17 protein-coding genes and 1 riboswitch are annotated in these 20834 nt (G+C 56.6%); of the genes, 7 read left to right on the top strand and 10 right to left on the bottom strand.

The features are described from left to right. Positions 1-141: 141 nt before the first annotated feature. Complete coding sequence (gene ribB, locus EPE01S_RS09230) at positions 142-798, bottom strand: 3,4-dihydroxy-2-butanone-4-phosphate synthase (RefSeq protein ID WP_062744351.1); 657 nt, start codon at positions 796-798, stop codon at positions 142-144. A 108-nt stretch (positions 799-906) separates the two neighbouring features. Then, a riboswitch (FMN riboswitch) is annotated at positions 907-1056 on the bottom strand. A gap of 147 nt (positions 1057-1203) precedes the next feature. Between ribB and ubiK the strand changes: the two genes are divergently transcribed. Beyond that, positions 1204-1491, top strand: a complete 288-nt coding sequence (gene ubiK / locus EPE01S_RS09235) for a ubiquinone biosynthesis accessory factor UbiK (RefSeq protein ID WP_062744352.1) — start codon at positions 1204-1206, stop codon at positions 1489-1491. Positions 1492-1537: 46 nt separating this feature from the next. Here ubiK and hldE read toward each other — a convergent pair whose 3' ends face one another. From hldE to EPE01S_RS09250, 3 genes are all read right to left on the bottom strand, one after another. Further along, positions 1538-2974, bottom strand: coding sequence for a bifunctional D-glycero-beta-D-manno-heptose-7-phosphate kinase/D-glycero-beta-D-manno-heptose 1-phosphate adenylyltransferase HldE (hldE, locus tag EPE01S_RS09240; RefSeq protein ID WP_062744353.1), 1437 nt, complete (start codon positions 2972-2974; stop codon positions 1538-1540). 88 nt (positions 2975-3062) lie between these two features. Further along, positions 3063-5897: a bifunctional [glutamate--ammonia ligase]-adenylyl-L-tyrosine phosphorylase/[glutamate--ammonia-ligase] adenylyltransferase gene (gene glnE / locus EPE01S_RS09245; protein WP_062744354.1), complete on the bottom strand. Its 2835-nt coding sequence runs from the start codon at positions 5895-5897 to the stop codon at positions 3063-3065. Positions 5898-5939: 42 nt separating this feature from the next. Next, complete coding sequence (locus tag EPE01S_RS09250; protein WP_062744355.1) at positions 5940-7244, bottom strand: CYTH domain-containing protein; 1305 nt, start codon at positions 7242-7244, stop codon at positions 5940-5942. 255 nt (positions 7245-7499) lie between these two features. Between EPE01S_RS09250 and EPE01S_RS09255 the strand changes: the two genes are divergently transcribed. Together EPE01S_RS09255 and EPE01S_RS09260 are read left to right on the top strand one after the other, a co-directional pair. Then, the gene (locus EPE01S_RS09255; RefSeq protein ID WP_062744356.1) at positions 7500-8120 is read left to right on the top strand and encodes a TIGR04211 family SH3 domain-containing protein; all 621 of its coding nucleotides are present in this window, start codon (positions 7500-7502) and stop codon (positions 8118-8120) included. Between the two features lie 138 nt (positions 8121-8258). After that, the gene (locus EPE01S_RS09260) at positions 8259-9479 is read left to right on the top strand and encodes a multifunctional CCA addition/repair protein (RefSeq protein ID WP_062744357.1); all 1221 of its coding nucleotides are present in this window, start codon (positions 8259-8261) and stop codon (positions 9477-9479) included. A gap of 78 nt (positions 9480-9557) precedes the next feature. Here EPE01S_RS09260 and bacA read toward each other — a convergent pair whose 3' ends face one another. Both bacA and folB read right to left on the bottom strand, forming a co-directional pair. Beyond that, positions 9558-10379, bottom strand: a complete 822-nt coding sequence (gene bacA, locus EPE01S_RS09265; RefSeq protein WP_062744358.1) for an undecaprenyl-diphosphate phosphatase — start codon at positions 10377-10379, stop codon at positions 9558-9560. A 142-nt stretch (positions 10380-10521) separates the two neighbouring features. Further along, entirely contained in the window at positions 10522-10881 is a 360-nt protein-coding gene (gene folB, locus EPE01S_RS09270; RefSeq protein WP_062744359.1) for a bifunctional dihydroneopterin aldolase/7,8-dihydroneopterin epimerase, read from the bottom strand. 107 nt (positions 10882-10988) lie between these two features. Here folB and plsY point away from each other — a divergent pair, with 107 nt between their 5' ends. Next, a complete protein-coding gene (plsY, locus tag EPE01S_RS09275; protein WP_062744360.1) occupies positions 10989-11609 on the top strand; it encodes a glycerol-3-phosphate 1-O-acyltransferase PlsY in 621 nt (206 codons plus the stop codon). 12 nt (positions 11610-11621) lie between these two features. Here plsY and tsaD read toward each other — a convergent pair whose 3' ends face one another. Further along, on the bottom strand, positions 11622-12635 hold the full coding sequence (gene tsaD, locus EPE01S_RS09280) for a tRNA (adenosine(37)-N6)-threonylcarbamoyltransferase complex transferase subunit TsaD (protein ID WP_062744361.1): 1014 nt from the start codon (positions 12633-12635) through the stop codon (positions 11622-11624). A gap of 304 nt (positions 12636-12939) precedes the next feature. Here tsaD and rpsU point away from each other — a divergent pair, with 304 nt between their 5' ends. The 3 genes from rpsU to rpoD all read left to right on the top strand — a co-directional run bounded on the left by rpsU (position 12940) and on the right by rpoD (position 17368). After that, positions 12940-13155, top strand: a complete 216-nt coding sequence (gene rpsU, locus EPE01S_RS09285; RefSeq protein ID WP_001144069.1) for a 30S ribosomal protein S21 — start codon at positions 12940-12942, stop codon at positions 13153-13155. A 313-nt stretch (positions 13156-13468) separates the two neighbouring features. Next, a complete protein-coding gene (dnaG, locus tag EPE01S_RS09290; RefSeq protein WP_062744362.1) occupies positions 13469-15214 on the top strand; it encodes a DNA primase in 1746 nt (581 codons plus the stop codon). A 312-nt stretch (positions 15215-15526) separates the two neighbouring features. Then, entirely contained in the window at positions 15527-17368 is a 1842-nt protein-coding gene (gene rpoD, locus EPE01S_RS09295) for an RNA polymerase sigma factor RpoD (RefSeq protein WP_062744363.1), read from the top strand. A 57-nt stretch (positions 17369-17425) separates the two neighbouring features. Here rpoD and mug read toward each other — a convergent pair whose 3' ends face one another. The 3 genes from mug to EPE01S_RS09310 all read right to left on the bottom strand — a co-directional run bounded on the left by mug (position 17426) and on the right by EPE01S_RS09310 (position 20726). Beyond that, entirely contained in the window at positions 17426-17944 is a 519-nt protein-coding gene (mug, locus tag EPE01S_RS09300; protein WP_062744364.1) for a G/U mismatch-specific DNA glycosylase, read from the bottom strand. A gap of 52 nt (positions 17945-17996) precedes the next feature. Further along, a complete protein-coding gene (locus tag EPE01S_RS09305) occupies positions 17997-19031 on the bottom strand; it encodes a tartrate dehydrogenase (protein ID WP_062744365.1) in 1035 nt (344 codons plus the stop codon). A gap of 150 nt (positions 19032-19181) precedes the next feature. After that, positions 19182-20726 carry a methyl-accepting chemotaxis protein gene (locus EPE01S_RS09310; protein ID WP_062744366.1) on the bottom strand — a complete coding sequence of 515 codons (1545 nt, stop codon included), beginning with the start codon at positions 20724-20726 and terminating at the stop codon, positions 19182-19184. Between the last annotated feature and the right edge of the window lie 108 nt (positions 20727-20834).

Here is a 20834-nt window from a genome sequence, read left to right on the forward strand (position 1 = left end):
GAAGTATGACGGGGATGCTCCCCTAAATAATTCAGGTTAGGGGCAGGCGGCCACGCAGCACATCCCCGGGAGCGTACATCAGTACGTGACTGGGGTGCGCGGCAAGAGCCAACGCACCCATAGCCTGAAGTATGACGGGGATTAGCTGGCCTGGCGGGTCTCGTGACTACGACGATACGCCACCAGGTCTTCGATGGTCACAACCGGCATGTTGTGCTGTTTGGCAAAGACGATGGCTTCCGGCGCGTGCGCCATGGAACCATCATCATTGGTCAACTCACACAGCACGCCTGCCGGCTTGAAGCCTGCCAGCGTCACCAGGTCGATAGTGGCTTCGGTATGACCACCGCGGGTCAGCACGCCACCGGCACGGCCGCGCAGCGGGAAGACGTGCCCCGGACGATTCAGATCGTCTGGTTTCGTGTCATCTGCGATTGCCGTACGGATGGTGGTCAGACGGTCGGAGGCCGACACGCCGGTGGTGACGCCTTTCGCGGCTTCGATGGTCACGGTAAAGCCGGTGCCGTAGGCGCTGGTGTTATCCTCAACCATCATCGGCAGCTCAAGCTGCTGCAGACGTTCTTCGGTCAGGCACAGGCAGACAATACCGCTGCCGTGACGAATGGTGAGCGCCATCTGCTCAACGGTCATGGTTTCCGCAGCGAAGATCATATCACCTTCGTTTTCACGATCTTCATCGTCTAAGACCATCACACCGCGGCCTTCGCGCAGCGCCTCAATGGCACGGGTTACACGCTGTTCAGGCGTGCCAAATTCAGAAAGTAGCGACTGACTCATGGTAAATAAACCTTAATAAATGTATGGGTTACCAGAACCAGGGCGTGCTTAGGAGTGTCATGCAGTGACAAAAAAATAACGCGAGGCAGGCAAACGCCCGTCAAGATTCGTTACTCTCTCCCATCCGGACTTTAACCGTCGGCCCCGGAATTACACCGGATCTGCTGTCCTTCAGGAGTGATCCTGAAGCGCTCGCGGGCTTTCAGCAAACGCTGATTTACCGCCGGTGGGGAATTTCGCCCCGCCCTGAGAATAAGCAAAATCATCATAACGCCGAAAAAGTGACAGAGCAACGAACAAAACGGGCAAATTGTTATCCATTTTTTCGCTATGGTGTTTTCAGGTTTATCCCTGAGCCATCTGGGATTACACTAAGATCAAATTCGCTGCTATCAGGAAGCCGCTATGCTTGACCCCAAAAAAATCGAACAGCTTGCCCGTCAGGTTCATGAGTCCATGCCAAAAGGTATTCGTGAGTTTGGTGATGATGTAGAGAAGAAAATTCGTCAGACGCTGCAGGCACAGCTGACCCGTCTGGATGTGGTGAACCGTGAAGAGTTTGATGTACAGACTCAGGTGCTGTTGCGCACCCGCGAGAAGCTGGCTGCGCTGGAGCAGCGTCTGGCCGAACTGGAAAGCCGGGTCTCTCCGGCTCCGGTTCCTGCGGTGACCGAGCCAAAAGCAGCCGAATAAGTGACAATGCAGTATACGGCTGCCCTCCACGGGCAGCTGTTAACGATTAGTGGTTCCCGGTTCCCGAGATAATCGTTTTGATGATGTTACTGGTCGAAATACCGTCTTCGAAATTGAGCACCCTAACGTCGCCGCCGTTCGCCCACACTTCTTTGCTTCCGGCAATCTCTTCCGGCTTGTAGTCGCCGCCTTTGACCAGCAGGTCGGGCAGAACCTCCGCAATCAGGCGCTGAGGGGTGTCTTCTTCAAAGCCAATCACCCAGTCGACCGCTTCCAGCGCACCCAACACGATCATACGATTGATCAGCGGATTAACCGGGCGGGTTTCGCCTTTGAGGCGGCGGGTAGACGCATCGCTGTTAACCGCCACAATCAACCGGTCCCCCAGCTTGCGGGCATTAGCCAGGTAGGAGACGTGCCCGGCGTGCAGAATGTCGAAGACGCCGTTGGTCATCACCACTTTTTCACCGCGCTGACGGGCTTTCGCCACCTCGGCAATCAGCTGTGCTTCATCCATCACGCCAAATCCGGATTCCGGACGGGCGCGGATCGCATTTTCCAGCTCGACCGGAGACACGGTAGACGTTCCCAGCTTACCGACAACGACACCCGCCGCCGCATTGGCGAGGAAACAGCTCTCTTCGAGCGTATTACCGGCCGCCAGCGCCGCCGCCAGCACGCCAATCACCGTATCGCCTGCCCCGGTGACGTCAAACACTTCCTGAGCCTGCGTCGGCATATGGAATGGGGCTTTACCCGGCTGCAGCAGGGTCATACCGTGCTCTGAGCGCGTCACCAGCAGCGCGGAAAGCGCGTGCTGTAACATCAGTTTCGTGCCGCGTTCAACAATCTCATCTTCGGTCGTGCACTTGCCGACTACCGCTTCGAATTCGGAAAGATTCGGCGTCAGCAGCGTTGCGCCATGATAGCGCCCAAAGTCGGTGCCTTTCGGGTCCACCAGTACCGGAACACCGGCTTTACGGGCCAGGGCAATCATCGTCTCCACGCTGGCCAGCGCACCTTTGGCATAGTCAGACAGCACCAGCGCACCTATGTTTGGCAGCGACTGTTCGATCCGCTCATGCATCGGTGCCGGATCGACGCCTTCAAATCCCTCTTCGAAATCAAGGCGGATCAACTGCTGATTGCGGGATAACACGCGCAGCTTGGTGATGGTCGGATGGGTCGGCACCGGGACAAAATCACACTGCACATTGACACCGGTGAGGGTCGCACTCAGCGCACGCGCAGCGTCATCAACGCCGGTCAGCCCCACCAGCCGTGACTGCGCGCCCAGTGCGGCAATATTCATGGCCACGTTAGCAGCACCACCCGGGCGTTCCTCCACGTGATCGACTTTTACCACCGGTACCGGTGCTTCAGGTGAAATACGGCTGGTCGGGCCGTGCCAGTAGCGATCCAGCATCACATCGCCAACCACCAACACACCCGCACGCGTAAAATCAGGCAGTGTAATTTTCATTCCAGAGACTCCAGACTGCAGTAAAAATGAGTGCGCGCGATAATAGCACAATATGTCAGTGACTAATCATCGCGTCTGCACGGTAAGATCAGGCACCCAGCCACGTCTGCCAGCTGGCATTCACCACTGCTTTTTCAGGGACATAGGCGTCTTCTTCGACATGCCCCGGCAGTTCCTGTAAGGCCAGATGGTGCAGCGCATCGCGCAGCGTGACATAGGCATGGGTCAGCGCCTCTGATTCTGCGGGCGCCATTTTGCCACTGTTGGCCAGCAGCTCAAGAATGCGCACGTTATCTGACCAGCGGGTAAGCATCGGATCCTGAGCGGCATAGCGCAGTACCAGATACTGGGTAATGAATTCAATGTCGGTGATCCCCCCACGGTCGGCCTTGATATCCCAGCGTCCCTTATGCTTGTTACCGAGGTGCGCGCGCATCTTCTCGCGCATTTCACGCACTTCCGTTTTCAGTGCGTCAGCTTCACGTGGTAGCGACAGAATACCGCGTCGGATCTGGTCGAATCGCTGGCTCAGGGCGGTATCGCCAAAGACGATACGTGCCCGCACCAGAGCCTGATGCTCCCAGGTCCAGGCCTCATGCCGCTGGTATTCATCAAACGCGTCAAAGGTGCTGACCAGCATCCCCGCCGCGCCGGACGGGCGCAGTCGGGCGTCCACCTCGTAAAGAATGCCAGAGGAGGTGCGCGTGCTGAACAGGTGCATGACGCGCTGCGCCAGGCGCAGATAGAACTGGCGGCCGTCAATACTGCGTTCGCCCAATGTCACCGCGTCCAGCGGACAGTCATGCAGGAACACCAGATCAAGGTCAGAACTGTAACCCAGCTCCCAGCCTCCCAGTTTGCCGTAGCCCACCACGGAGAAGCCGCGTTCGCTGTCATGGGTCAGGTGCGAAGGACGTCCGTAACGCAGTACCATCATATTCCATGCCTGCTGTACCACGGATTCAATCATCGCTTCTGCCAGCCACGTAAGGTGATCGCTCACTTTCATTACCGGCAGGGTTTTAGCAATATCCGCCGCCGCAATGCGCAGGTGCTGGGCCTGCTTAAACTGGCGCAGGGCTTCCAGCTGCTGCTCTTCATCTTCTTCCGGAATACGCAGCAGATACTGGCGCAACTCATCGCGGTAGGCATCGGTGGCGGTGGGCTGATAGAGGGTCGCCGGATCGAGCAGTTCATCCAGCAGCAGCGGATGCCGCGCCAGCTGGCTGGCGACCATCGGGGAGGCGGCACAGAGGCGAATTAAGTGCTTCAGCGCGCCCTGGTACTCTGTCAGCAGTTCCAGATAGGTGCTGCGGGTAACGACTCCCAGCAGCAGCGGAGTCAGGCGGCTGAGGGTCACCGGGGCATCATCACGCGGCACCACTTCACTGAGCAGGCGCGGCATCAGTTGCTCCAGCGCCTGGCGGCCGCGCGGGCCGATCGTCCGCTTATCCACATCCTGACGAAAATCGGTGATAGTGCGCAGCAGATGCTGGCGGGCTGCACCATCGAGATGCGGCACCAGCGGCTCCAGCTCGGTTTCTTCCAGCTGATCCTGCCACAGCACACCATACTCACCGGCGTCACGGTGATCGCCATGTTCCGGCGCATCGTCACCGATTAAATCGTCAAAGATGGTACGCACCGCCAGCATATGCCGGTCGAGCGCACCGTGTAAGGCCGTCCAGTCGGCAAAGCCCATGGCCCAGGCCAGACGAGCCCGATCCAGGTCACCGACCGGCAGCGTCTGCGTCTGCTCATCGTTAATGCTTTGCAGCAGATTTTCCAGACGCCGCAGGAAAAGATAGGCATCGTGCAACTGGCCCACCTGCTCTGTTGACAGCAGGTTTAGCTGTCCTATCGCTTCCAGCGTCGGCAGCAGGGAGCGCAGCTGAAGCGAGCGCTCGCGACCGCCGCGGATCAGTTGAAAAACCTGAACAATAAATTCGGTTTCACGAATGCCGCCCGCGCCCAGCTTAATGTTATCCGTCAGCCCGCGTCGCCGCACTTCTCTGGCGATCATACTTTTCATATTTCGCAGGGACTGGATCACGCTAAAGTCGATGTAACGGCGGAAAACAAACGGGCGCAGCATCTGACGTAATTCTTCACTCCAGCGGTCATTATCGCTCCCCATCAGGCGCGCCTTGACCATCGCATAGCGCTCCCAGTCTCGCCCCTGCTCCTGGTAATAATCCTCCAGTGCGGCAAAACTCAGTACCAGCGGACCGCTGTCACCAAAGGGACGCAGACGCATATCGACCCGGTACACGAAGCCATCGGCGGTAGGTTGATCCAGCACTTTAATCAGACGCTGGCCAAGACGGGTAAAGAACTGGGCATTATCCAGCTCACGCCGCCCGCCCTGCGTCGTGCCGTTTTCCGGCCAGGTGAAAATCAGGTCAATGTCGGAAGAGAAGTTAAGCTCCCCGCCACCCAGCTTGCCCATGCCGAGGATCAACAGCGGCTGCGGTTCCCCGGCGGCGTTCATCGGGGTGCCAAAATCCCGGCAGCAGGCATGCCAGAGCCAGTCGCGGGCGGCAACAATCAGGGTTTCCGCCAGCTCACTCAACTGCCGCAAAGACTGCTGCGTATCACTGATCGCCAGGGTCTGCATCCAGGCAATGCGTGTCAGCATGTGGCGACGGAACAGACGCAGCTCGCGCATCAGCGCGTTCTCATCCTGCACGTTCGCCAGCTGTGCCTGAAGCCAGAGGGAATAGTGGTGCCATTCATCCTGCTGCGGTGGCTGCTGCCGGAGCTGCTGCCACCACGCCGGATATTTTGTCAGGTTATCACTGATAAAATCGCTGAACGCCAGCACCGCCTGCTGCTCTGCGGAGGCATCGCTGAATACGGGATCAAGCAACGCTCGCTGCTGCTGCATAACGCCCGGCAGTGGCTGAGTTAATGATGGCACCATACAAAAAACACTCCCTATAGAATCGAATGACCCCGCAACGGGTTAAAGGCTGCCATTTTTCCAGAAAGCCGCCTGTTTCAGGGCCTGCTGCCGATGGCTATCCAGCCAGACTTCCTGTTGCTTCACAATCGCTTCCTGCAGCTGCTTCCAGCTCTGTAGCCAGGCGTTGACGGCAGCCGAGTCGTACGCTCCTGCCAGCAGATGCACGGCCAGTACCTGACGATGCAGGCGCGTCAGCTTGTCCTGATACTCGCCCGAATGGTTAAGGTGGCTGAAAGTCTCTTTAAGATCGGCGGCAATGCGGCCCAGCATGATATCGCTGAAGCGTTTGAATGACCCCTGCAGTTTGGCATCTGCTTTCTGATCAACGAACAGACGCCAGCGTTCAGTGGCTATCCAGTGAGTAAGTGCTAACTGCGTTTGCAACCAGAGCGGGCTGAAGCATAACGTGTGTGCATCAGGATTATCTTCAACCAGCGCCTCTTCCAACTGAGTCAACTTCTGGCGCAGCTCACTGCTGGCCTTGCGCGGCACCAGCGCGCCGTAAAGGGCAAACGTCTGACGCAGCACTTCCAGCGCATCCTTCACTTCATGCAGCGCGGCGGCGTTGCCACGCAGCCACAGCTCTTCATGATACTGCCACTGGCTTAACGCCAGCAGGAAGGCTGCCCGCATCCCCTCTTCGACCGTTGCCTTCGGCCTGACCTTCAGCAGGGGAACCGGGCGTAACGAACGCGGAAGATCGCCCTGGGCCAGCGCATATCCCCGCGCCGCCTTACTCAGGCTGCCCAGCCGCAGCCCCTCAATCGTCGCCAGTTCTGCGGCGAAGGCCAGCAGATCGTCACGCTGGCCACTTTTCAGTTCCAGCTCCACTTCCATGAGTGGTTCGCTACGCTCACCGGCACTCACTTCACCCCGATCGAATGCCACTTCAATCTCACTTTGCAGGTAAGTGACCACCCACTTCTCGCGCGTAAAATGGGTGCTGAACAGCGCACCGAGTTGCTGTTGCAACATCGCTACATCCGTCCCGGCAGGCCAGACATCGGCCGGCAACCGCTGTATATCCAGTTCCGGTTTTTCCAGCGCGACGTTATATTCCGGACGCTGATGCAACCCCCCTATCGTCTGACCGGCGGTTTTCAGTGTCATTTCATAGTGGTCACCAAAGCCACGGATACGCAGCCCCATGTCCCAGCGTCTCAGCTGACTGTCAGCCGTTTCGAAGTAAATATTGGTCAGTGCCTGGCCGGCAGAATGCTGATGTGGCCATGCGGTGAGTTTACTGGCAATTTTTTCGGCCGCTTCTGGAACGGCAATGAACTTTAATTCGATTTCTATGGTCATAATGTCTTATTTACGTCGTTAACGGCTGAGTAAACGGTTAAGGTATCTGATAATGCTCGCAAAGATGGCGGGCAATCGTGCTGCTATAGCCACCAAGAATAATGCACAAGAGACAGCACTGTCTCTGCTTTATTACGCTTTCGCGCACAGCATCTCAAGCCGCCTGAGACCAGGATAGTTCTCATTCAGCTTTCTGTGAGGCAGCTCCAGACTGTGCAATTACATTTTTACAGCCCTTATGCAAAAAGAGTTCGAATGAAAATCACTCACCTCATTGGTCTGACTTTGCTCTCGATGAGCGCTGTGGCAACCGTCCACGCTGAAGAAAAACGCTATATTTCCGACGAGTTGACCACCTGGGTTCGCAGTGGTCCTGGTAACGATTATCGTCTGGTTGGTACCCTAAACGCTGGCGAAGAAGTGTCACTGCTGCAGACGAATGAAAACAGTAAATATGGCCAGATCCGTGACAGCCAGGGCCGCACCACCTGGATCCCCCTGACTCAACTCAGCCAGCAGCCCAGCCTGCGCACCCGCGTGCCTGAACTGGAAGAGCAGGTGAAAGTCCTGACGGCTAAACTGGCCAATATTGACGGTAGCTGGAATGAACGTACCGCCGATATGCAAAAGAAGGTGGCAGGCAGCGATGACGCGATCAACAGCCTGAAAGAAGAAAATCAGCAGTTAAAAAACCAGCTTATCGTGGCGAAGAAAAAAGTCGATGCCGCGAATGTGCAGCTGGATGATAAACAGCGCACCATCATCATGCAGTGGTTTATGTATGGCGGAGGCGTGGCGGGTGTCGGCCTGCTGCTGGGCTTGCTGTTACCGCATATGATCCCCCGCAGGAAGAAAAGCGACCGCTGGATGAACTGACCGAACTGACGCAACACCGGAGGGTATCTGTGGATACCCTTTTTGCGTTGCCCGCGATTTATCATTCATGCAACATGAATGTTATAGTATGACAATTATTGCTCAGTTTATTCTTACTCGCAGCCTTTGGAGATCCCAGTGAAAACATACCTTGTCGGCGGCGCCGTGCGTGACGGACTCCTCAATTTGTCGATCAAAGACAAAGACTGGGTGGTGGTCGGTGCCTCTCCCGGAGAGATGCTGGAACAGGGCTTTGAGCAGGTTGGCCGCGACTTCCCGGTTTTCCTTCACCCGGCCAGCCACGAAGAGTATGCGCTGGCCCGCACCGAGCGTAAATCTGGCAGCGGCTACACCGGTTTTGTCTGCTATTCCGCCCCGGATGTCACGCTGGAGCAGGATCTGGCCCGCCGCGATCTGACGATTAACGCCATCGCTCAGGATGCCGACGGCCACTATTATGATCCTTACGGTGGGCGGGAAGACCTGGAGAATCGGGTACTGCGTCACGTATCAGAAGCCTTCAGTGAAGATCCGCTGCGCGTGCTGCGCGTGGCGCGCTTTGCGGCACGCTATGCTCATCTTAACTTCCGTATCGCCGGTGAAACCCTGGCGCTGATGGCGTCGATGGCGAAAAGCGGCGAACTGGCGCATCTCACGGCAGAACGCGTCTGGAAAGAGACGGAAGGTGCCCTGCGAACAGAAACGCCTCAGGTATTTTTCCAGGTGTTGCGCGACTGCGGTGCGCTGGCGGTACTGTTCCCCGAACTCGATAACCTCTACGGCGTGCCGGCTCCGGCAAAATGGCACCCGGAGATCGACACGGGGGTTCATGCCCTTATGGCGCTGGCGATAGCCGCGCAGCTCAGTCCCGAAGTCGATATCCGTTTTGCCACGCTGTTTCACGACGTGGGCAAGGCGCTGACACCTCCGGAAAAATGGCCAAGCCATCACGGACATGGCCCGGCGGGCGTGCCGCTGGTTGCCGCCCTGTGTGAACGCCTGCGCGTTCCCAATGCAACGCGCGATCTGGCACTGCTGGTGACCGAGTTTCACGATCTGGTGCATACGATACAGAATCATCCGGCGGACACGCTGGTGGCGCTGTTTGATCGTCTGGATGCCTGGCGTAAACCGCATCGCGTAGAGCAGATTGCGCTGACCAGCGAAGCCGATGCCCGCGGACGTACCGGGTTCGAAAATAATCCTTATCCGCAGGGCGATCACCTGCGTGAAGCCTGGAAGGTCGTGCAGGCGGTGTCGACGAAAGGCGTGGTCGAAGCAGGCTTCAAAGGCGCGGAAGTAAGGGAAGAACTTACGCGCCGCCGGGTGGCAGCGCTGGAGAACTGGAAAGCCGTTTAAGGTAACGACGGGCCGATCGAAACAGACGATCGGCCGTTGCGTGCTGGCCGGGGTCAGGCAGGCCTGCCCCCGCTCAGCTTACAGGACAAACACCGCGTAGACCGCAGCGGCCACGATAAACCGGTAGATAGCAAACGGAATAAACGAGATGCGCTTGATGATGTGCAGGAAGCTCTTAATCGCAATCAGCGCCACGATAAACGCGGTGGCAAAGCCGACGGCAAACATCGGGAAGTCGGCCATCGTCAGGAATCCCATACTCTTGTAGAGATCCAGGCCGGTGGCGCCAATCATCATCGGTACGGCAAGGAGGAAGGAGAATTCAGAAGCCGCATAACGGCTGACGCCCATCAGCATTCCGCCTGAAATGGTGGCACCGGAGCGGGAGAAACCCGGCCACAGCGCCAGACACTGGAAGCAGCCAATGATAAACGCCTGACGATAGGTAATATCGTCCACGCCAACCGCCTTTGGCTGCTTAGGCTTCAGCAGCTCTGCCGCAATCAACAGCACGCCGCCCACGACCAGCGCATACATCACGTTGACCGGGTTAAACAGCGTCTTGATCTTATCGTGCAGCAACAGGCCAATCACCACCGCCGGCACCATGCCCAGCAGAATATGGATCAGCGTCAGTTTACCCTGCCCGACCCCTTCATGTTTCACTTCACCAAAATGAATCCCGATCAGGCCAAACAGACGACGCCAGAACATGACCACAACGGCGAGAATCGATCCGAGCTGAATGACAACTTCAAAGGTCTCCGCCTTCTCACCTTCAAATCCCAGCAAATGACCGACAATGATCATGTGTCCGGTAGAAGACACGGGGAGAAACTCCGTCAGCCCCTCAACAATCCCAAGTATTGCTGCCACTAATAGCTGATGAATATCAGTCATCAAATCTGCCCCTAACCCTGTTAAAACCATTAAAAAGGCGGTCGCTTAACGCTCCCGCCCATTGTGCCCTGACATCATCAGGACAACCTTAAGACAGAGCATAATGTGGTTTGGTTTCATTGTGATGGCAATCAAAATGGAATTATTTCGGATTAGTCCCGCGTTCGATGATGACACCGACCTGCCGGGCCTGAGCAATGGCACCCGGTTTACTGACCTTAATTCTGACCCACGGCGAAGCGAAACGGGTCAGCAGCAGCGTGGCAATTTCTTCTGCCACGCGCTCGACCAGGGCAAACTTACCGTGAGCGACATGGTTGATGATTGCTTCTGATACATCGGCATAACTCAGGCAGTCGTTCACATCGTCACTGGCGGCTGCCTTGCGGTTATCCCAGGCCATTTCGACATCGAACACCAGTTTCTGCTGAATCGTTTGTTCCCAGTCGTAAACACCAATGGTGGTGATCACCGACAGTTGATCAATAAATACGATATCCATGATATGTCTCTCTGTTTTTGCGGTTGCCGGATACCATCCCCGGCGGTTTATGCGTATTATCCACAGATGCTGACTTTAAGACGACCCCAACAAGACGGAACGGTGTTATGAGTGTATTCGCGCTTGGCATGATCATTTTCGCTTATCTGTGTGGCTCTGTCTCCAGTGCGATTTTGGTCTGTCGACTGTTCAGATTGCCGGATCCACGCCACAACGGATCGGGTAATCCTGGTGCCACCAACGTGCTACGACTTGGCGGCAAAGGTGCGGCCATTACGGTGCTGGTGTTTGATGTATGTAAAGGGATGCTGCCCGTCTGGCTGGCTTATCACCTTGGCGTCACGCCCCTTTATCTGGGTCTGACCGCCATTGCCGCCTGCCTTGGGCATATTTACCCGGTCTTCTTCCACTTTAAAGGCGGCAAAGGGGTGGCGACCGCTTTTGGGGCAATCGCACCGATCGGCTGGGATCTGACAGGCCTGATGACCGGCACCTGGCTGCTGACCGTGCTGTTGAGTGGCTATTCTTCATTAGGGGCGATCGTCAGTGCGCTAATCGCGCCCTTCTACGTCTGGTGGTTCAAACCGCAGTTTACCTTCCCGGTCGCTATGCTTTCCTGCCTGATCCTGTTACGTCATCACGACAATATTCAGCGCCTGTGGCGTGGGCAGGAAAATAAGATCTGGAAGAAGAGAAAAAAGAAAACGCAGGGGCCGGAAGGATCCTGACCCCAATGGGGATTAAATCGCGGACAGTTCAGACAGCGGCCAGCGCGGGCGAACCGTCACGCTGAGTCCTGCAGGCGTATCGCCTTTCAACCTTACCATGCCGGCATAAGCGATCATCGCTCCGTTATCAGTACAGAACTCCGGGCGGGCATAGAAGACTTCCCCGCCGCGCTTTTGCATCATCTCCGCCAGCTTACTGCGCAGCGTGCGGTTAGCGCTGACGCCACCGGCGATCACCAGACGTTTGAAACCACTCTGATCGAGCGCACGTCGGCACTTAATGGCCAGCGTATCCACGACTGCGTCTTCAAAGGCACGGGCAATGTCAGCACGCGTCTGATCGCTGTCGTCATTATCGCGGATGGTGTTGGCCGCAAAGGTCTTCAGGCCTGAAAAACTGAAATCCAGTCCCGGACGATCCGTCATCGGCCGCGGGAAGACAAAGCGTTTTTCCACTCCCTGCTGCGCCATTTTTGACAGCATTGGCCCCCCCGGGTAGTCCAGCCCCAGAAGCTTGGCGGTTTTGTCGAACGCTTCCCCCGCTGCATCATCCACCGACTCACCCAGCAGGGTATATTCCCCCACACCGGTGACGCTGATGAGCTGCGTGTGCCCACCGGAAACCAACAGCGCAACGAACGGGAATGCCGGTGGGTTATCTTCCAGCATGGGTGCCAGCAGATGACCTTCCATATGATGGACGGCAATGGCCGGTACATCCCAGGCAAACGCCAGCGAGCGGCCAATGGTCGCTCCGACCAGCAGCGCGCCAACCAGGCCAGGGCCGGCAGTATAGGCAACCGCGTCAATATCTTTCGCCTGCAGCCCGGCTTCCTGAAGTGCTGCCTGGATCAACGGCACGGTTTTACGCACGTGATCGCGCGAGGCCAGTTCCGGTACCACGCCACCATAGTCGGCGTGGAGTTTGACCTGACTGTAAAGTTGATTGGCGAGCAAACCGGCAGCATCGTCGTAAATGGCAATACCGGTTTCATCGCAGGATGTTTCAATTCCGAGAACACGCATGGCTTTTTTCACCTCATTCTTGCGGCGCGCAGTGTAGCATGAAGGCGCATTTACAGGCGGCTATTTTACCTGTTGAGCGGTTACGCATTGAGCAATAAGGTGTTTTTTTTCGCACGACGTGAAGAGGATTCGTGTATAATCAGTCCCCTGAAAAAAACCGGCAGCCGCACAGGTGTATCTGTTGGTTACTTAATGCTATGGTGCTTTACAACGAAGCCTGTGTTGGAGTAAAATTCCGCACCATTTTGAAATGAGCTGGCACCGATGTCAGCAGCAAAACCGAATTTATCGAGGTGAGAGTTACATGCCGGTAATTAAAGTACGTGAAAACGAGCCATTCGACGTTGCACTGCGTCGCTTCAAGCGTTCTTGTGAGAAAGCAGGCGTTCTGGCTGAAGTTCGTCGTCGTGAGTTTTATGAAAAACCTACTACCGAACGTAAGCGCGCTAAAGCGTCTGCAGTAAAACGCCACGCGAAGAAACTGGCTCGCGAAAACGCACGCCGCACTCGTCTGTACTAATATCCTGAGGGGTCACCCTCACGCTTCACAGACAAGTTAGTAGTATTCAGGCCGTGCTTCCGAAAGGAATGCGCGGCTTGTTGTCGTTTATGAACCAAAAATAGACCTTACAGAAATTTCACTGTAACCCACTGTTTTGATTCATAAACGTCAATACAGCCAGACGCAGAAAGATGAAGGGAAGTATCCCCAATAGATTTCGGTGTCTGGCAAGGCGGCAATGGCATGAATCCCCGGGAGCTGACATCAAGTCAGTGACCGGGGTGAATGACAGCAGCCAACGCAGCCAGACGCAGAAAGATGAAGGGGATTTATGGCTGGACGCATTCCACGCGTGTTTATCAATGACCTACTTGCGCGCACGGATATCGTGGATCTTATTGATGCCCGGGTAAAGCTGAAAAAGCAGGGCAAGAACTACCACGCATGCTGTCCTTTCCATAATGAAAAAACCCCCTCTTTTACCGTCAACGGTGAAAAACAGTTTTATCACTGTTTTGGTTGCGGTGCGCACGGCAATGCCATCGACTTCCTGATGAACTACGATCGCCTGGAGTTTGTGGAAAGCATTGAAGAGCTGGCCACACTTTATGGACTGGAAGTGCCCTACGAAAGCGGCAGCGGCCCCAGTCAGCTCGAGCGTCATCAGCGTCAGAGCCTGTATCAGTTAATGACGGGACTGAGCGAATTTTATCAGCAGTCGCTGACACAAAGCACGGCATCTGCCGCGCGCGACTATCTGTCTCAGCGTGGGCTGAGCGACGACGTTATAAAACATTTCTCTATCGGTTTCGCCCCGGCAGGCTGGGATAATGCGCTCAAACGTTTTGGCCGTAATCCCGATGACCGCCAGTCACTGATCGATGCCGGCATGCTGGTCACCAACGAGCAGGGCCGCAGTTACGATCGCTTCCGCGAGCGGGTGATGTTTCCTATCCACGATAAGCGTGGGCGGGTAATTGGTTTTGGTGGCCGCGTGCTGGGTGACGCAATGCCAAAATATCTTAACTCACCGGAAACCGATATTTTTCACAAAGGTCGCCAGTTGTACGGCCTGTATGAAGCGCTAAAAAACTATCCGGAACCCACCAAACTGCTGGTGGTCGAAGGCTACATGGATGTGGTGGCGCTGGCCCAGTTTGGCGTGGATTATGCGGTAGCTTCTCTCGGTACCTCCACCACGGCAGAGCATATCCAGCTGCTGTTCCGCTCGACCAATACGGTGATCTGCTGCTATGACGGCGACCGTGCCGGCCGCGAGGCTGCATGGCGGGCGCTGGAAACGGCTTTACCTTACATGAATGACGGTCGTCAGCTACGCTTTATGTTTCTGCCCGACGGCGAAGATCCGGATACGCTGGTGCGTAAAGAGGGGAAAGACGCATTTGAAACGCGGATGGAGCAGGCCATGCCGCTCTCCACGTTTCTGTTCGACACCCTGATGCCCCAGGTGGATTTACGTTCCCCGGATGGACGGGCGCAGCTCAGTACCCTGGCATTGCCGTTAATCAGCCAGGTCCCGGGCGAGACATTACGCATCTACCTGCGTCAGGAACTGGGCAATAAGCTGGGTATTCTTGACGACAGCCAGCTGGAAAAGCTGATGCCTAAGCAAGCGGAAAATGCGAAACCACCCGCACAGCCCCAGCTAAAACGCACAACCATGCGTATACTTATTGGGCTGTTGATTCAAAATCCGCAGCTGGCGATGATGGTGCCTTCTCTGGAGGGGCTGGAGCAGTCAGAACTACCAGGATTTCCGCTGTTCGTCGAGTTAGTGAGCACTTGCGCAGCGCAACCTGGCCTGACGACCGGACAGCTACTAGAGTTATACCGCGGAACAAAATTTAGCCAGAGCCTTGAAACCCTGGCAACATGGAACCACATGATCGTAGATGACGAAGTGGAAACCATGTTTAAGGACGCGCTGGGCAGTATGTATGACAACGCGCTGGAACGCAGGCTTGAAGATTTAATCGCCCGCGACCGCACACACGTACTGACCGCAGAAGAGCGCCGCGAGTTCTGGACGTTGAGCCAGGCACTGAAGAAACAGTAAATGAATAAGGTTTTGGCCTTATTACACAAAATTTAGAAGCGTTATCGGCGCCGTCAGTTTGGACACCGCCTGCGCGCAGCACCCGGAGCGTACTGAAGTACGGGAAGACTGCGACCACCGCCGGGGTTCAAAATGGCAAGCAAGATAGCTTCAGACAGAACATAAGCGGCTTAAGTGCCGAATTCGAGTCAGGCAGCCCCTGACGGCCGCCATGACGGGCAGCGGCAATAATCCAAACGCCCTCACTGTTATTGTTGGCATGTTAGCCGACCCGACACCAATCTAATTTAACAGAAGTGTGGATACCGTCTTATGGAGCAAAACCCGCAGTCACAGCTTAAGCTACTTGTCACCCGTGGTAAGGAGCAAGGCTATCTGACCTATGCCGAGGTCAATGACCATCTGCCGGAAGATATCGTCGACTCCGATCAGATTGAAGACATCATTCAGATGATCAACGACATGGGCATTCAGGTTGTAGAAGAAGCGCCTGATGCCGATGATTTGATGCTGAATGAGAACAACAACGACACGGACGAAGACGCTGCCGAAGCGGCTGCTCAGGTATTATCCAGCGTAGAATCTGAAATCGGACGTACCACCGACCCGGTGCGCATGTACATGCGCGAAATGGGGACGGTTGAACTGCTGACGCGTGAAGGCGAGATCGATATCGCCAAACGCATCGAAGAGGGTATCAACCAGGTACAGTGTTCCGTTGCTGAATATCCTGAAGCGATTACTTACCTGCTTGAGCAATATGACCGTGTTGAAGCGGGCGAAGCGCGCCTGTCGGATCTGATCACCGGTTTTGTCGACCCGAATGCCGAAGCAGAGATCGCCCCTACTGCGACTCACGTGGGTTCAGAACTTTCCGCTGAAGAGCGTGATGACGAAGAAGAAGACGAAGAGTCTGACGACGACAGCTCGGATGATGACAACAGCATCGATCCGGAACTGGCGCGGGAAAAATTCAACGACCTGCGCGTTCAGTACGAAACCACCCGTACCGTTATCAAAGCGAAAAGCCGTAGCCACGCTGATGCCATCGCTGAGATCCAGAATCTGTCCGACGTGTTCAAGCAGTTCCGCCTGGTGCCGAAGCAGTTCGACTTCCTGGTGAACAGCATGCGCACCATGATGGATCGCGTCCGTACTCAGGAACGCCTGATCCTCAAGCTGTGCGTAGAAATCTGTAAGATGCCGAAGAAGAACTTCATTACCCTGTTCACCGGTAATGAAACCAGCGAAACCTGGTTCAAAGCGGCACTGGCAATGAATAAGCCGTGGTCAGAGAAGCTGAACGATGTGTCAGATGACGTACACCGTAGCCTGATGAAGCTGCAGCAGATCGAAACGGAAACTGGCCTGACGATTGAACAGGTAAAAGACATCAACCGTCGTATGTCGATCGGCGAAGCGAAAGCGCGCCGTGCGAAGAAAGAGATGGTTGAGGCTAACCTGCGTCTGGTTATCTCTATCGCCAAGAAGTACACCAACCGTGGCCTGCAGTTCCTGGATCTGATTCAGGAAGGTAACATCGGTCTGATGAAAGCGGTGGATAAGTTTGAATATCGCCGTGGTTATAAGTTCTCGACTTATGCCACCTGGTGGATCCGTCAGGCGATCACCCGTTCAATCGCTGACCAGGCGCGTACCATCCGTATTCCGGTGCACATGATTGAGACGATTAACAAGCTCAACCGTATTTCCCGCCAGATGCTGCAAGAGATGGGCCGTGAGCCGACGCCGGAAGAGCTGGCCGAGCGTATGCTGATGCCGGAAGATAAGATCCGTAAGGTGCTGAAAATTGCCAAAGAGCCGATCTCTATGGAGACGCCGATTGGTGATGATGAAGATTCACATCTGGGTGATTTTATCGAAGACACCACGCTGGAGCTGCCGCTGGACTCCGCGACGTCAGAGAGCCTGCGTTCTGCCACGCACGACGTGCTGGCCGGTCTGACCGCGCGTGAAGCCAAAGTACTGCGTATGCGTTTCGGTATCGATATGAATACCGACCACACGCTGGAAGAAGTGGGCAAACAGTTCGACGTAACGCGTGAGCGTATTCGTCAGATTGAGGCGAAAGCGCTGCGTAAGCTGCGTCACCCAAGCCGCTCTGAAGTGCTGCGCAGCTTCCTCGACGATTAATCGGGTCGGTGCAATAAGATGGCTCCTCACTGAGGGGCCATTTTTTTTAGTGAAAAACTAGATCCCCCGCGCCTTGAGCGCCAGATCCAGCTCCGCATAGGCTGCCGTCAGCGCATCCTGTGAAGCCCGGTTCAATCCGCTCGGGTTCGGTAGCACCCAGATCTCCGTGTTCCCCACCGTCAGCGGCTGCCTGCCCCACTCCACCTTACTGCACCGGAACGCCTGCTGATAAGCCTGCTTGCCCAGCACCGCCAGCGCAGCTGGCTGGTAACGCTCAATCTTTTCCATCAGCGCCTGCCCGCCGCTGCGCAGTTCACTGCCGGCCAGTTCCGTGGCCACCACCGTGGGCCGCTCAACCAGCATGGTAATGCCGCAGCCGGTCTCCAGCAACTGCTGTTCCTGCTCCGGACGGAGCTGCGTCCAGGTGAACCTGGCCTGGAAAAGGGTTTTCCAGAAGCGGTTGCCCGGGTGGGCGAAATGATAGCCGGTATGGGCAGAGGATTTGCCCGGGTTGATGCCGCAGAACAGCACCCGCAGGCCTGGCTGAATAATATCGGTGATACCGTGCGCTTCCACGATCGGAGGTCTCCCTGACAGCAGGCTCCCGGTACGGGAGCCCGTTGATCAATCATAACGCAGCGATGACCGCCGCGGTAATCTCTTCGGTTTTCATCCCGCGGCCCGGCTGATGCTGCGCCGTCACTGTTTCCACCGCGCGAAGAATGGCGCCCGCCGCATCCGTCTCGCCCAGATGCTGCAGCATCATCGCCGCCGACCAGATGGCGGCAACCGGATTGGCAATGCCCTGTCCGGCAATATCTGGCGCTGAACCGTGCACCGGCTCGAACATGGAAGGGACTGACGGATCGGGATTGAGGTTAGCGGACGCGGCATAGCCCAGCCCGCCCTGAATCGCCGCACCGAGATCGGTGAGGATATCGCCAAACAGGTTGGAGGCCACGATCACATCCAGGGTTTCCGGGTGCATCACCATCCGCGCCGCAATGGCATCAATATGGTAGCGATTGACCTTCACCTCCGGGTAGTCACGGGCAACCTCTTCGGTGACCTCGTCCCACATCACCATGGTGTACTTCTGCGCGTTCGATTTGGTCACCGACGCCAGCCGTTTGCTGCGCTGCTGCGCCATCTCAAAGCCGTACCGCAGAATGCGCTCCACGCCGCGCCGGGTGAAAATCGAGGTTTCGACCGCCACCTCATCCGGAGTGCCCTGATGAATACGCCCGCCGGCACCGCTGTATTCCCCTTCGGTGTTTTCACGAATACAGAGAATATCAAACTCACTTTTACGCAGCGGCCCCTCCACCCCGGCCAGCAGGCGGTGGGGACGCACGTTGGCATACAGGTCAAACTGCTTGCGGATCGGCAGCAGCAGGCCGTGCAGCGACACGTTATCCGCTACCTTTTCCGGCCAGCCGACGGCCCCCAGCAGCACGGCATCAAACTGACTCAGCGTGCGGATACCGTCTTTGGGCATCATTTCACCGTGCTGAAGATAATACTCACAGGACCACGGGAACGTCTCACCGCTCAGGGCAAAGCCAAAGCGGCCGGCACTGTGCTCCAGCACTTGCCATGCGGCTTTCGTCACGTCTACGCCGATGCCGTCACCGGGGATCAGTGCTATTTGATAGCTTTTCATGACTCTCCTTCGATTAATAAGATAACCATCAGAAAGACATCTTCGCCCAGGTGACGCATTTGTGCTGCTTTTTTCCTGTCACGCGGCGGCATATGCTGCCGAATACACCGGCGGAGCAGCGGCAGAGGGCCGCGCCTGCGCAGGTTGCGATCAGCGGAAGACGCTGACCGCTTCGACCAGGCGCTCTGCCTGGTGCTTCATCCGCTGCGCCGCCAGCGCACCCTCGCTGACCAGCGCACTGTTATCATGCGTCAGACGATCCAGCGCTTCCACCGCCTGACCCACTTCGCCCAGACCGGCCCCCTGCTCGGCGGTGGCCACGCTGATTTGCTGCAGCAGATCGGTCACGTTCTGCACTTTTTCCACAATATCCCCGATGGCTTTGCCTGCCTCATGCACCTGTCCGGCCCCGGACTCAACCTTGAGATTACTGGCAGCAATCAGCTGGCGGATCTCACTGGCTGCACCCGCACTGCGCTGCGCGAGGCTACGTACTTCACCCGCCACCACGGCAAACCCTTTACCCTGTTCGCCAGCGCGTGCCGCTTCCACCGCCGCATTCAGCGCCAGGATATTCGTCTGGAAGGCAATACTGTCGATCAGGCCGGTAATGGTGGCGATTTTGCGGGAACTGTCGGCAATTTCATCCATTGTCACCACCACGTTTTGCATGACCTCACCGCCTTTCACGGCGGCGTTACTGGCGGTACGGGAGAACTGGTTCGCCTGCTCGGTGCTTTCACCGTTGCGCTGCACCGTGCTGGTCATCTGGTTCATGGTGCTGGCGGTCTGCTGCACGCTGGCGGCGGTCTGTTCGGTATGACTGCTGATCTTATCGTTGCCGCGCGCCAGTTCGTCACTGGCCCGGTGGACGTCCACCACCTGGTCGCTGACGTCATTCAGCAGCCAGCGGAACATCAGGCCAAGCTGGCCCACCGCGCGCAGCGTCGTGCCGATCTCATCGACCCTGTCCATGTGGTCGACATGCGGATTCGCTCCGGTAGCGACATTCAGCGCCTGGCGGCACACGGCCGCCATCGGCCGGGCAATCTGACGTTGCAGCCAGAGATCCACCAGCAGCGCCATCAGCGCGGAGAATAGCGTAAAGCCTCCCAGCGCAGTCCCTGCCAGGCCTGCCGCTGCAGCAGCGGCCACCAGCGGCAGCCACAGGGCCAGCACCGCGCTGTGCAGACGCCAGCGCAGCGGCATGGTTTTCAGCAGGCTTAATCCCCTCAGCCAGCCGCTGCGCAGCAGCAGGCCCCGGTGCAGACGCCAGCCCTTCATCTTGCCCTGATTCATCTTCTGATAGAGCGCTTCTGCCCCCTGCACCTCCTCCGCCGTAGGCTTGATGCGCACTGACATATGCCCCTGGATTTCACCATTACGGATCACCGGCACGACATTGGCGCGAACCCAGTAGTGGTCACCGTTTTTACGGCGATTTTTCACCAGCCCGGTCCACGGCAGCCCCTGGTTCAGCGTAGCCCACATATCGGCAAACGCGGCAGCGGGCATATCAGGGTGGCGGACAAGGTTGTGGGGTTGTCCATCGATTTCACTGCGATCATAGCCGCTTACCTCAATAAACGCGCTGTTGGCGTAGGTAATGTAGCTGCGGGCATCGGTGGTGGTCATCAGGGTGGTATCATCATCGAGCGGATACTCCTGCTGAGTGACAGGCGGGTGGGTATGCATATAACGACCTTGTTATGAATGTAGGGAAATTGCAGGAATTAAGCAGGGGTTGTCGGCAGGGTGTGACTAAAACTTTAACAACTTTCATCTAATCTGTGCGGCAGCGCA

Origin of the sequence: Erwinia persicina NBRC 102418 (assembly GCF_001571305.1) — a bacterium.
Taxonomy (GTDB): Bacteria; Pseudomonadota; Gammaproteobacteria; order Enterobacterales; family Enterobacteriaceae; genus Erwinia; species Erwinia persicina.